Below are 12736 nucleotides of genomic sequence, written 5' to 3' on the forward strand. Positions count from 1 at the left end.
CGGAATTGCCCGCGGTAGGCACTTGGCGCACAGCCGCACAGGAACCTGATTCGTGCGGGCGATTGCGGCCGGGGCGGCGTGGAATTTGCTTGCGAATCGCCTTCAAGACGCCGTCATTCCCGTATCAGTCCGCCTGACGCGAGCGACCCAGGCGAGCAGAGGGACCGACCCGATGGGGTTTTCGAGATCCATGGCAAGGCGGGCTAAAAGCCAGGGTGGCAGCCTCACGATGCTGGCCGCTCTGCTGGCGGCGGTCGTCGTCCTGGCGCTTCCGGGCCTCGCCCATGCGCAGGGCGCGGTGCGCTCCGTCCATGGCGACTGGCAGATCCGCTGCGACACCCCGCCGGGCGCCCAGTCCGAGCAATGCGCCCTGATCCAGAGCGTGGTGGCCGAAGACCGCTCCAACGCCGGCCTGACCGTGATCGTTCTCAAGACCGCCGACCAGAAGAGCCGCCTGATGCGGGTGGTCGCCCCCCTCGGCGTTCTCCTGCCCTCCGGCCTCGGCCTCAAGCTCGACAACCAGGACGTAGGCCGTGCCGGCTTTGTCCGCTGCCTGCCCAATGGCTGCGTCGCCGAGGTCGTCATGGACGACAAGCTGCTCGGCCAGCTCCGCACTGCCAAGACCGCGACCTTCATCATCTTCGAGACCCCGGAAGAAGGCATCGGCTTCCCGCTCAGCCTGAACGGGCTCGGCGAGGGCTATGACAAGCTGCCGTAGTGCGAAGGGCGGTTAGGCCCGCGAATCCTATTGTTTCCGTAATGTGAGACTTGGCGCCCTCGCGGAAGTGCCGGGAAACCATTATCTTCCCTCACATCCCCCGATAATGGACGGACGCATGACCAACCCTGCCACAACCTCCCTGCTCGACCGCGCCAATCTCGACCGCGACCAGGTTCGCAACGAGCTCGCGCGCGGGCTTGCCGGTGCCGACGACGGCGAATTGTTCCTGGAATACAGCCAGACCGAAGCGCTGATGTTCGACAATGGCCGGCTGAAGCAGGCGACCTACGATACCTCGCAGGGTTTTGGCCTGCGCGCCGTCAAGGACGACGCCGTCGGCTACGCGCATTCCTCCGACGTGTCGCTGCCGGCGCTGATTCGCGCTGCGGACGCGGTCGCGGCCGTGCGCGGCGGTTATTCCGGCAGCTTCGCCGCGCCTCCTGCGCATACCAACGTGCGGCTTTATAGTGACGACAATCCGCTCGATGCCCCCGGCTTCGAGACCAAGGTCAAACTGCTCGCCGAGATCGACGCTTATCTGCGCGACAAGGATCCGCGGGTGCGGCAGGTCAGCGTCAGCCTGGGCGCGACCTGGCAGGTGGTCGAGATCCTGCGGCCCGACGGCGAGAGCTATCGCGACATCCGCCCGCTCGTGCGCGTCAACGTCTCCGTCGTCGCCGGTCAGGGCGACCGCCAGGAGAGCGGCAGCAAGGGCTATGGCGGCCGCGCCGGCTACGCCGAATTCATCGAAAGCAAGAACTGGCGCGACGCCGCCGATGGCGCGTTGCGTGAGGCTCTGGTCAACCTGGAATCGATTCCCGCCCCCGCCGGCGAGATGGACGTCGTGCTCGGGGCCGGCTGGCCCGGCGTGATGCTGCATGAGGCGGTTGGCCATGGCCTCGAAGGTGACTTCAACCGCAAGAAGACGTCCGCGTTTGCCGGCCTGATGGGCCAGCAGGTCGCGGCCAAGGGCGTGACCGTGGTCGACGACGGCACGATTGCCTCGCGCCGCGGCTCGCTGTCGATCGACGATGAGGGAACGCCGACCAACCGCACCGTGCTGATCGAGGACGGCGTCCTGGTCGGCTACATGCAGGACCGTCAGAACGCCCGCCTGATGAACATGAAGCCGACCGGCAACGGCCGCCGCCAGGGCTATGCCCACGTGCCGATGCCGCGCATGACCAACACCTACATGCTGGCGGGCGACCGCGATCCGGCCGAGATCCTCGCGTCGGTGAAGAACGGCGTCTTCGCCGCGAATTTCGGCGGCGGCCAGGTGGATATCACCTCGGGCAAATACGTGTTTCAGTGCACCGAGGCTTACAAGATCGAGAACGGCAAGATCGGTGCGCCCCTGAAGGGCGCCATGCTGATCGGCAACGGGCCGACCGACCTGCATCGCATCCGCATGATCGGCAACGACCTCGCGCTCGATACCGGCATCGGCACCTGCGGCAAGAACGGTCAGGGCGTGCCGGTCGGCGTCGGCCAGCCGTCGCTGTTGATGGAACGCATTACGGTGGGTGGAACAGGCGGATGAGCGTCGAGAAGATAACTGTCACCACCAAGCGGAAGAGCAGCGGCTGGGGCGGCCAGCTGGTGCAGCTCGCCGGCATCGTCGCGGCGGTGTTCATCGCCAAGGGTGCGCTGGCCGAGCCGTTCTACGTGCCGTCGGGCTCGATGGAGCCGACGCTGTTGATCGGCGACGCCTTGATCGCCTCGAAATTCCCCTACGGCTACGGCACCTCGTCGCTGCCGATCCAGATCAACCTGCCCGAGAGCGGCCGCGTCTTCGCGGAAACGCCGAAGCAGGGCGACGTCGTGGTCTTCCGCTGGCCCGGCGACCGCTCGCAGGCCTGGGTCAAGCGCGTCGTGGGCCTGCCCGGCGACCGCATCCAGCTGCGCCAGGGCCAGCTCTTCGTCAACGATCGCCCCGCCGAGTTGAAGCCGGACGGCGTTGGTGCCGCCGAGGACGACAATGGCGGCAGCGAACCCGCCTATCGCTATGTCGAGACGCTGCCGAACGGCGTCTCGCATCTGATCTTCAAGATGCGTGACAACGGTCCGCTCGACAACACGCAGGAAGTGACGGTGCCGGCAGGCCATCTCTTCGTGCTCGGCGACAACCGCGACAATTCCGCCGACAGCCGCGTGCCCTTGCGCTCCGGCGGCGTCGGCATGTTGCCGATCGACAATCTGGTCGGCCGCGCAGACGCCGTGCTCGGATCCTGGGATCTCGGTATCCGGGGCCAGCCGGTGTGGACCTGGCTGTCCGGATTTCGCATGGCGCGGTTTTTCACCGCCGTGCATTGAACCGATCTCATGACCTTCGACGACGTCAGAAAATTCGCACTGACGTGGCCGGAGGTCGAGGACGGTACCTCCTACGGCACGCCCGCACTAAAGGTGCGCAAGAAGATGCTGGCGCGTCTGAAGGAAGATGGCGACAGCCTGGTGATGCCGGACGTCCCGGTCGACGAGCGCGCGATGCTGGTCGAGAGCCAGCCAAAAATCTTCTACTTCACCGATCACTACGCCGATTATCCGATAGTGCTGATCCGCCTGTCCAAGGCAAAGCGCGCGATCGTGGAGTCGCTGCTGCGGCGGCGTTGGCGCGCGCTGGCTTCGAAGGCGGCGCGAGCGGATTATGATGCACGCGTGAGCGCGTGACGACTGTCATGGATGAGGCCCGCTTCCTCGCGCTGGCGCTAAAGAACCCGATTAACGTCGCGATTCTCGATGAGCTCCACCAGCTCGCGCTGCCCGATGCGTGGCTGGTCTCGGGATGTCTCGTGCAATCGGTTTGGAACGTGCTCACCGGCCGTGCGATCGATTACGGCATTGCCGATTACGACGTCTTCTACTTCGACCCTGACACCTCCTGGGACGCGGAGGACGTCGTGATCCGCAAGCTGCAAGCGCGCCTCGATCATCTCGGCGTCAAGATCGAGACCCGCAACCAGGCACGCGTGCATCTGTGGTATCCGGCCAAGCACGGCCTGCCCTATCCGCCGCTGTCGTGCTCGACTGACGGTATCGACCGTTTCCTCACACAGAACACGCAAGTGGGCGTGCGGCGCTCGGACGACGGTTTCGACGTTTATGCGCCGCACGGCTTCGATGACGTGGCCGGCTTGATTGCACGCCCCAATCCAAGCCCGAATTTCTCCGCAGCGAATTACGCGGTAAAGGCCGCGAGATGGAGGGCGTTGTGGCCCGAGCTTACGGTGATTGCGCCGGAATGATCCGAGCTATCTCACCACGCCCGACGTGAATCCCGCCTTCCGCCGCGGCGGCTTGATCTCCTTTTTCAGGAAACAGCGCGCTTCGCGTCCCGTGTAGCCCGGGCGGGCATAGGTGAAGGCGCGGCATTTGTTGTCGGCGGTGCAGACGGCCTTGCAGGCTTCTTCGCCTTCGCCGTCCTTCATCTCGAAATTGCGCAAATCGCCGCCGGGGCGGTCGATGGAGGTCTCCACGCCTTCGACACGCGGCTCGATCACACCGGCGCCGCGCACGCCGGAGATGCAGCAGCTTCCCGGCACGCGCGCAGGCACCGTGTTCTTCAGCCAGCACACCGCCGAGCCGCCTTCGATGTCAGGATAGTTGAAGCTCCACGAGCGGCAACGGCGGTCGCGCTCGCACAGCAGCGCGCAATCCTCGGGATCGCCCGACGTGACCGGAGAGCTGAAATAATCTCCGCCTGGCCGGTCGAACGCCGTCTGGGCGCGCGCAGGCCAGCTCGCAAACACGAGCGAAAGCAACGCGGCGCAGGCTACGACGCCTGCCAGGACGCTTGCCATGACGGCCAGGCGGCCCTTCCCCATCGGAACAGCTTTCGAGTTATTGACGACGCTCGGGTTTTTCAGCTGGCCATTTGATCGCCGCAAACCTGTACGGGCGATGAACGGCCCGAGTCCGATCGTTTTGCCTTGGGTCTAGAACGCGTATTCCGCGTAGGCCGGTTCCACCGAGCGGTTCCAGGGACCGTTGAACTTGTCGAGCATCTCCTCAGCCGGCGTGCGGCCGGAATCGATAATGCGATCGAGCGGCTCCAGATGCCTGGTCTCGTCGCGGCCAAGCTGGTCGATCCGGCCGCGCCGGCGCAAGCCGGCATGCGCCAGAACGAGGCACTCCTTGGCGATCTCGAACAGATAGCGGTCCTTGATTCGCGACTTGAACCCGAAGCGTGGCACGTCGTCGCGCAGCGCCTGACGCTCATGCGCGGTCCAGTGCTTCACGAGGTCCCAGGCGGCATCCAGCGACACATCGTCGTAGAGCAACCCGGCCCAGAACGCCGATAGCGCCGGCAGACGGCCCCACGGGCCACCGTCGGAGCCGCGCATCTCGAGATAGCGCTTGAGCCGCACCTCCGGGAAAATCGTCGAAAGATGGTTGGCCCAGTCCGACAGCGTCGGGCGTTCCCCGGGCAAATTGTTGTTGCGGCCATCGAAGAAGGCGCGGAACGAGGAGCCCGAGACGTCGATGTAGTCCTCGTCGCGCTTGACGAAATACATGGGCACGTCGAGCGCGTAGTCGACATAGCGCTCGAAGCCCATGCCGTCCTCGAATGCCCACGGCATCATGCCGGCGCGCGCGTTGTCGGTGTCGCGCCAGATCTCGGACCGGAAGGAGAGAAAGCCGTTTGGCTTGCCCTCGGTAAACGGCGAATTGGCGAACAAGGCGGTTGCGGCCGGCTGGAGCGCGAGCGAGACACGCAGCTTCTTGACCATGTCCGCTTCGGAGGAGAAGTCGAGATTGGTCTGTACCGTGCAGGTCCGGTACATCATGTCGAGGCCGTACTGGCCGACCTTCGGCATGTAATTGGTCATGATCTTGTAGCGGCCCTTGGGCATCACCGGGATGTCGGCGCGCGACCAGGACGGCGTCATGCCGAGGCCGAGGAAGCCGATGCCGAGCGGCGTTGCGATCTCGCGCACCTGCGCCAGATGCGCCATCAGCTCACTCTGGGTCTGGTGCACGTTCTCGACGGGGGCACCCGAGAGTTCGAACTGCCCGCCAGGCTCGAGCGAGATCGCGCCGCCGCCAGTGACGTCGTAGAGGCCGATGATGTTGCCCTTCTCCATGATCGGCTCCCAGCCGAGCAGGAGTTTCATGCCTTCGAGCAGCGCGCCGATACCGCGCGCGCCCTCGTAGGGCACCGGACGGTGGCCTTCGAGCGTGAACGGCGTCTTCTCGTGCTCGGTGCCCATGCGGAATTCGGACGGGTCCTTGCAACCAGCCTCGAACCACGCGACGAGTTCGTCGCGCGATTGCAGCGGCGTCATATCGATCTGGTCTCGCGCCATATCAGACTCTAATCAAAAGCGCTTCGATCGAACGCGCGTGGGTGGCAGGGATGGTCCGCGCAGCCACCGGCTGCACGGACGAGCTGGTTTGCCGCGCGATCATCGCAACGGCGTGGTTTCGTTGACGTGGGCAGGCGGCAGTTTCATCTCGCCGCACGAGCAGCCCAGACGGTCGAGCAGACCGCTGAGCTTCACGGCATCCGCATCGGACAGCTTCGAACCGACATATTTCTCGATCGCGGCCGAATAGGCGCCCCACATCCGCTTCTGCAATTCGCGGCCGGCTTCCGTGATCTCCACGAACTGGCCGCGCTTGTCGATCTTGCATTCACGCCGCGAGGCGAGGCCTTCGTCGACCAGGCGGTCGATCAGCCGCGATGTCGAATATTGCGGGATCAGCATCTGCCGTTCGAGTTCGACCGGCCGGAGCTCGCCCGAGGGCGCCCGTGACAGTTCGAGCAGCGCGTCATACCATGCGAGCGGCGGGAAGCCGGCCTTCTTCAGGTCCTGCTCGACGCAATTGAGCACACGGCTCTGCACCCGCATCAAGCGGATCCAGGCGGAAGTCGCCTCGGTCGATGGTTTGCGTTTCATGGTCCCGCTCAAGCTCGTCGCCCGTCTCTTACCCTATTCGATGCACCTGCATCAATCTTGACTATTTCAAGCAGATGCATGTAGTCGTTCTTTCGCCTGAACCAAGCAACAAGAGGAGGAAATTCCATGAAATTGTACTATTCGCCCGGTGCGTGCTCGCTGTCCCCCCATATCGCGCTCCTGGAAGCCGGCCTGCCCTATGAACTGGTCAAGGTCGATATTCGGGCCAAGAAGCTCGAAAACGGTGAGGATTATCTGAAGCTGAACCCCAAGGGCCAGGTCCCTGCGCTGGGCCTCGATAGCGGAGAGATCGTGACCGAAGGCCCGGTGATTGTCCAGATGATCGCCGATCAGGCCTCAGCCAAGGCGCTGGCGCCGGCCCACGGCAGCGCCGAGCGCTACAAGCTGCTCGAATGGCTGAACTTCCTCACCTCGGAGGTCCACAAGAGCTTCGGCCCGATGTTCGCGCCGACGCTGAACGACGAGGCCAAGGCCTTCTTCAAGGACCGCGTCATGGGCAAGCTGAAATACATCGACAGCCAGCTCGCCGGCCGCGACTACCTCATGGGCAAGCAGTTCACGGTGGCCGACGGTTATCTCTTCACGATGCTGACCTGGGGCGACCGGATGAAGTTCGACCTCTCCGCGATGCCGAACCTTGCCGCGTACAAGACCCGCGTCGCGGCGCGGCCGCAGGTGCAGGAAGCGATGAAGAAGGAAGGGCTGATCCAGGCTGCCTGAGCGCACATGCGAAAGGCCGGATCGAAAATCCGGCCTTTCGCATTTTTTATCCCGGCTACGGGTTCAGAGAATCACGCCGCCGCCTTCTTCGGAGCGAAGCGGCCGTAGAAGGTTTCTCCCTTCGCGGCCATCTCCTCAAGGAGCTTCGGCGGGGTGAAGCGCGAGCCGTATTTCGCTTCCAGCTTGTGGCAAAGCTCGACGAATTTTTTCGGGCCCATGAAGTCGATATAGGACAGCGTGCCACCGGTGAACGGCGCGAAGCCGAAGCCGAGGATCGAGCCGACATCCGCTTCGCGCGGATCGGTGATGACGTGGTCCTCAACGGTGCGCGCGGCCTCCACCGCCTGCACTACCAGAAAGCGCTGCTTCAACTCCTCAACGTCGAGGGTATCGGGATCGAGCTGCTTGGGCTGCAGCGCGGACAAGCCCGGCCACAGGCTCTTCTGGCCCTTGCCCTTCTCGGGGTAATCGTAAAAACCCTTGCTGTTCTTGCGGCCCAGACGGCCCTGCTTCTCGACCATCTCCACCATCAGCTTCTTCTGATCGGGATTGATGGCGTTGGGGCCGAGGTCGGCTTCCGTCGCCTTCATGATCTTGAGCCCGAGGTCGAGCGCGACCTCGTCCGACAGCGAGAGCGGGCCGACCGGCATGCCGGCCATCTTGGCACAGTTCTCGATCATCGCCGGCGGCACGCCCTCGAGGAACATCTCGTTGCCCTCGGCGACGTAGCGGCCGACGCAGCGATTGGCGAAGAAGCCTCTGGAGTCGTTGACGACGATCGGCGTCTTGCCGATCTGCCGGACGTAGTCGAGCGCGGTCGCGATCGCGAGATCGCCGGTGTTCTTGCCCTGGATGATCTCGACCAGCATCATCTTCTCGACCGGCGAGAAGAAGTGGATGCCGACGAACCTGCCTTGGTCCTTGAAGGATTCCGCCAGCGAGGTGATCGGAAGCGTCGAGGTGTTGGACGCGAAGATCACGTCCGGCTTCATGTGCTCCTGCGCCTTGGCAAAGGTATCAGCCTTGACCTTGCGGTCCTCGAACACGGCCTCGATGACGAGATCGACGTCCTTGAGCGCGGAATAGTCCGCGGTCGCCGTGATGCGCGCGAGCAGCGCTTCTGCGTCGCCGGGCTTGGCGCGGCCCTTCTTGATCTGCTCCTCGATCACCTTTTGCGCATGCGCCTTGCCCTTGTCGGCGCTCTCCTGGTCGCGATCGATCAGGACGACGTCGAGACCGGCACGGGCTGAGACATAGCCGACGCTCGCGCCCATGAAGCCGGCGCCGATCACGGCGATCTTCTTCACCTTGGTCGGCGGCACATCCTTCGGACGGCGCGCGCCCTTGTTGAGCTCCTGCATCGACAGGAACAGGCTGCGGATCATCGCAGCCGCTTCCTTCGAGCGCAGCACCGAGGTGAAGTAGCGCGACTCGACACGGAGCGCGGCGTCGATCGGCAGCTGCAGGCCCTCGTAGACGCAGCTCATGATCGCGCGTGCGGCCGGATAATTGTCGTAGGTCTCGCGGCGATAGATCGCGTTGCCGGCCGGGAACATCATCATGCCGGCCTTGGAGAACACCGGACCGCCCGGCAGCTTGAAGCCCTTCTCGTCCCAGGGCGCAACAGCCTTGCCGCCGCCCTTGATCCAGTCCTTTGCCGCCTTGACGAGGTCGGCGGCGGGAACGATGGCGTGGATCAGATTCAGCGCCTTGGCTTTCTCGATCGTGACCGGATCGCCCTTGAGCAGGATCGTCATCGCGTCCTGCGGCGGCACCAGGCGCGGCACGCGCTGCGTGCCGCCGGCGCCCGGGAACAGGCCGACCTTGACCTCGGGCAGACCGAGGCGGGTCTTGGGATTCTCCGCCGCCACGCGATAGTGGCAGCACAGCGTAATCTCGAAACCGCCGCCGAGCGCGAGGCCGTTGATCGCCGCCGCCCACGGCTTGCCGGAGGTTTCGATCGAGCGCAGCACCTGCGAGAAGCGCCGGCTCTGCTCGAACAGCATCTGGTTCGCGGCCGTCTCGCCCTGCTCCCCAAACACTTTTGCGTAGGCCTGATTCATGCCCTCGAGCATGGAAAGATCGGCACCCGCGCAGAACGCCTCCTTGGCGGAGGTGATGACGACCCCCTTCACCACGGCGTCGGCCGTGGTCGCCTTGACGATCGCGTCGAGCTCGCTGGTCGATGTCTCGTCGAGCACGTTCATCGAACGGCCCGGGATGTCCCAGGTCACGAGCGCGATGCCGTCGGAATCGGTCTCAACCTTGAAGTTCTTGTAAGCCATGCTGGTTGCTCCCTGCCCTTAGACGCGTTCGATGATGGTCGCGGTGCCCATGCCGCCGCCGATGCACAGCGTCACCAGTGCGGTCGCCTTGTTGGTGCGCTCGAGCTCGTCGAGCACCGTCCCGAGGATCATGGCACCGGTCGCGCCGAGCGGATGGCCGAGCGCGATCGCACCGCCATTGACGTTGATCTTGGCGTTGTCGATGTCGAAGGCCTGGATGTAGCGCAGCACAACCGAGGCGAAGGCCTCGTTGAGCTCGAACAGGTCGATGTCCGACTTCTTCATGCCCGAGCGCGCGAACAGCTTTTCGGTGACATCAACCGGGCCGGTCAGCATCATCGCGGGCTCCGAGCCGATATTGGCGAATGCGCGGATCCTTGCACGCGGCTTCAGTCCGTACTTGCCGCCGGCTTCCTTGCTGCCGAGCAAAACGGCGCCGGCACCATCGACAATGCCCGACGAATTGCCGGCGTGGTGCACGTAATTGACGCGTTCGATTTCCGGATGCGACTGCACCGCGACGCCATCGAAGCCGCCCATCTGCGCCATCATCGTGAACGCCGGCTGCAGCTGCGCCAGCGACTGCATCGTCGTCGAAGGACGCATATGCTCGTCCTTGGCGAGGATGGTGAGGCCGTTGATGTCCTTCACCGGGACGACCGACTTGTCAAAGCGGCCTTCTTCCCAGGACTTCGCCGCACGCTGCTGGCTCTGCACCGCATAGGCGTCGACGTCGTCACGCGAGAAGCCGTATTTGGTCGCGATCAGATCGGCCGAGACACCCTGCGGCATGAAATAGGCCGGCACTGCCATCGACGGGTCCATCGGCCAGGCGCCGCCGGAAGCACCGATGCCGACGCGGCTCATCGATTCGGCGCCGCCGCCGATCACGAGCTCGTGCTGGCCGCTCATCACCTGGGCTGCGGCAAAATTCACGGCATCGAGGCCGGAGGCGCAGAAGCGGCTGATCTGCACGCCCGGCACCGCTTCGCCCAAGCCCGCCTTCAGCGCGGCAAAGCGCGCGATGTCGGAGCCGGCTTCGCCGACCGGATCGACCACGCCGAGAATGACGTCATCGACGGAATCTTCGGGCAGGTTGTTGCGGTCCTTGAGCGCCTTGAGCGGCACGGTCGCGAGCGCGAGCGCGGTGACTTCGTGCAGCGCGCCGTCCGCCTTGCCGCGGCCGCGCGGGGTGCGGACGTGGTCGTAGATGAATGCCTCAGGCATGACGCCCTCCTGATGTGATGATCTTGTGGTCGTGATCCGGTCGCAGCGAAAGCGGCTTCAGAACGCTTCCGCCGGCAGTTCCATGATGGTGGCGCAGCCGGCCTGGATGCGCGCGAGATTGGCGGCGGTCTCCGGCAGCATCCGCTCCATGAAAAAACGGCCGGTGACGAGCTTGGTCGAGAGATAGGGCGTCGTCCCGCTCTCGGCAATCTTGGCTTGCGTCACCTTCGCCATCTTCGCCCACATATAGCCGAGCGCGACGAAGCCGAAGAGATTGAGGTAATCGGTTGCGGCGGCACCGGCATTGTCGGGCTTGGCCATCGCGTTCTGCATCAGCCAGGTGGTGGCCTGCTGGAGATGGCCGAGCGAGGCCGAGAGCGGAGTGATGTAGGGCTTCATCGCCTCGTCGCCGCCGTTCTCCTTGGCGAAGGCCATGACCTCGCCGAAGAACGCCATGATGGCGCGGCCGCCCTCGCGCGGCAGCTTGCGGCCGACGAGGTCGAGCGCCTGGATGCCGTTGGCGCCTTCGTAGATCATGGCGATGCGCGCATCGCGCACGAACTGCTCCATGCCCTGCTCGGCGATGTAGCCGTGGCCGCCATACATCTGCTGCGCCTGCACCGCGTTGGCGAAGCCGTAATCGGTGAGAAAGCCCTTCAGAACCGGGGTCATCAGGCCCATGTGATCGTCGGCGGCCTGGCGGTCCTTGGGATCCTCGGAGCGATGGGCGACGTCGCTCTTCAGCGCGGTCCACATCACGAAGGCGCGCGCGGCCTCGTTGAAGGCGCGGATCGACAGCAGCGTGCGACGCACGTCGGGATGGACGATGATCGGATCGGCCGGCTTGTCCGGCGCCTTGGCGCCGGTGAGCGAGCGGCCCTGGATGCGATCCCGGGCATAGGCGACCGCGTTCTGATAGGCCACTTCCGACTGCGCGAGACCCTGCACGGCGACGCCGAGGCGGGCCTCGTTCATCATCACGAACATGCCCTGCATGCCCTTGTTCTCTTCGCCGATCAGCCAGCCGGTGGCGTTGTCGTAGTTCATCACGCAGGTGGAATTGCCGTGAATGCCCATCTTGTGCTCGATCGAGCCGCAGACCACGCCGTTGCGCTGCCCCACCGAACCATCGGCATTGACCAGGAATTTCGGCACCACGAACAGCGACACGCCCTTGATGCCGGCGGGCGCGCCCTCAATGCGGGCAAGCACGAGGTGGATGATGTTGGGCGCGAGGTCATGCTCGCCGGCCGAGATGAAGATCTTGGTGCCCGTGATCTTGAAGCTGCCGTCGGCCTGCCGCACCGCCTTGGTGCGGAGCATGCCGAGATCGGTGCCGCAATGCGGCTCGGTCAGGTTCATGGTGCCGGTCCACTCGCCCGCCACCATCTTCGGCACGTAGGTCTGCTTCTGCTCCGGCGTGCCGTGGACGATCAGCGCCGCGGTCGCGCCCATGGTGAGGCCGCCATACATCGAGAACGCCATGTTGGCGGAGATCTGGAATTCGTTGACCGCCTGGCTCAGCGTCACCGGCAGACCCTGACCGCCGAACTCGGTTGGTGCCGACAGGCCGAGCCAGCCGCCCTCGGCGACCTGCTTGAACGCCTCCTTGAATCCCGTCGGCGTGGTGACGCTACCGTCATCCGCGCGCTTGCAGCCTTCGAGATCGCCCACGCGATTGAGCGGCTGCAGCACTTCTTCGGCAAGCTTGGCAGCTTCGCCGAGAATGGCTTCGCGCACGTCGCTCGACGCATCGGAGAAGCCGGCCAGATTGTCGTAGCGGTCGATCTGGAAGACGTCGTTGAGCAGGAAGTTCACGTCTTCGACGGGGGCTTTGTAGATCGGCATGGTGGTCTCCC

The 12736-nt window shown here is 64.6% G+C and carries 12 protein-coding genes; 6 read left to right on the plus strand and 6 right to left on the minus strand.

Annotation, left to right across the window (positions count from 1 at the left end; translation table 11 throughout):
- Positions 1 to 172: 172 nt before the first annotated feature.
- The 5 genes from BcanWU425_RS35555 to BcanWU425_RS35575 all read left to right on the plus strand — a co-directional run bounded on the left by BcanWU425_RS35555 (position 173) and on the right by BcanWU425_RS35575 (position 3969).
- Positions 173 to 718 carry an invasion associated locus B family protein gene (locus BcanWU425_RS35555; protein ID WP_204513202.1) on the plus strand — a complete coding sequence of 182 codons (546 nt, stop codon included), beginning with the start codon at positions 173 to 175 and terminating at the stop codon, positions 716 to 718.
- Positions 719 to 836: 118 nt separating this feature from the next.
- Positions 837 to 2264: a metalloprotease TldD gene (gene tldD, locus BcanWU425_RS35560; protein ID WP_026233924.1), complete on the plus strand. Its 1428-nt coding sequence runs from the start codon at positions 837 to 839 to the stop codon at positions 2262 to 2264.
- Entirely contained in the window at positions 2261 to 3037 is a 777-nt protein-coding gene (lepB, locus tag BcanWU425_RS35565; protein WP_018460010.1) for a signal peptidase I, read from the plus strand. Before tldD ends, lepB begins: the two co-directional genes overlap by 4 nt.
- A 9-nt stretch (positions 3038 to 3046) precedes the next feature.
- The gene (locus BcanWU425_RS35570; protein WP_018460011.1) at positions 3047 to 3394 is read left to right on the plus strand and encodes an MmcQ/YjbR family DNA-binding protein; all 348 of its coding nucleotides are present in this window, start codon (positions 3047 to 3049) and stop codon (positions 3392 to 3394) included.
- 8 nt (positions 3395 to 3402) lie between these two features.
- Positions 3403 to 3969 (plus strand): nucleotidyltransferase family protein, encoded by a 567-nt coding sequence (locus BcanWU425_RS35575; RefSeq protein WP_085351978.1) that lies wholly within the window; start codon positions 3403 to 3405, stop codon positions 3967 to 3969.
- Positions 3970 to 3975: 6 nt separating this feature from the next.
- Here BcanWU425_RS35575 and BcanWU425_RS35580 read toward each other — a convergent pair whose 3' ends face one another.
- The 3 genes from BcanWU425_RS35580 to BcanWU425_RS35590 form a co-directional block, all read right to left on the minus strand.
- Positions 3976 to 4548 carry a PAN domain-containing protein gene (locus tag BcanWU425_RS35580; protein WP_018460013.1) on the minus strand — a complete coding sequence of 191 codons (573 nt, stop codon included), beginning with the start codon at positions 4546 to 4548 and terminating at the stop codon, positions 3976 to 3978.
- A gap of 111 nt (positions 4549 to 4659) precedes the next feature.
- The gene (locus BcanWU425_RS35585) at positions 4660 to 6030 is read right to left on the minus strand and encodes a glutamate--cysteine ligase (protein ID WP_018460014.1); all 1371 of its coding nucleotides are present in this window, start codon (positions 6028 to 6030) and stop codon (positions 4660 to 4662) included.
- Between the two features lie 99 nt (positions 6031 to 6129).
- Positions 6130 to 6624: a MarR family winged helix-turn-helix transcriptional regulator gene (locus tag BcanWU425_RS35590; RefSeq protein WP_007599417.1), complete on the minus strand. Its 495-nt coding sequence runs from the start codon at positions 6622 to 6624 to the stop codon at positions 6130 to 6132.
- Between the two features lie 126 nt (positions 6625 to 6750).
- Here BcanWU425_RS35590 and gstA point away from each other — a divergent pair, with 126 nt between their 5' ends.
- Entirely contained in the window at positions 6751 to 7365 is a 615-nt protein-coding gene (gene gstA, locus BcanWU425_RS35595; protein WP_018460015.1) for a glutathione transferase GstA, read from the plus strand.
- Positions 7366 to 7436: 71 nt separating this feature from the next.
- On the opposite strand, the gene BcanWU425_RS35600 is transcribed toward gstA, so the two are convergent.
- Genes BcanWU425_RS35600 through BcanWU425_RS35610 form a run of 3 tightly spaced genes read right to left on the minus strand, consistent with a single transcriptional unit; the run spans position 7437 to position 12725 of the window.
- Positions 7437 to 9650, minus strand: coding sequence for an FAD-dependent oxidoreductase (locus BcanWU425_RS35600; RefSeq protein WP_085351979.1), 2214 nt, complete (start codon positions 9648 to 9650; stop codon positions 7437 to 7439).
- 18 nt (positions 9651 to 9668) lie between these two features.
- Positions 9669 to 10877, minus strand: coding sequence for an acetyl-CoA C-acetyltransferase (locus BcanWU425_RS35605; RefSeq protein ID WP_018460017.1), 1209 nt, complete (start codon positions 10875 to 10877; stop codon positions 9669 to 9671).
- A 57-nt stretch (positions 10878 to 10934) separates the two neighbouring features.
- Positions 10935 to 12725, minus strand: coding sequence for an acyl-CoA dehydrogenase C-terminal domain-containing protein (locus BcanWU425_RS35610; protein WP_204513201.1), 1791 nt, complete (start codon positions 12723 to 12725; stop codon positions 10935 to 10937).
- Positions 12726 to 12736 lie beyond the last annotated feature (11 nt).

The organism is Bradyrhizobium sp. WU425, assembly GCF_021052305.1.
GTDB classification, from domain to species: domain Bacteria; phylum Pseudomonadota; class Alphaproteobacteria; order Rhizobiales; family Xanthobacteraceae; genus Bradyrhizobium; species Bradyrhizobium canariense_D.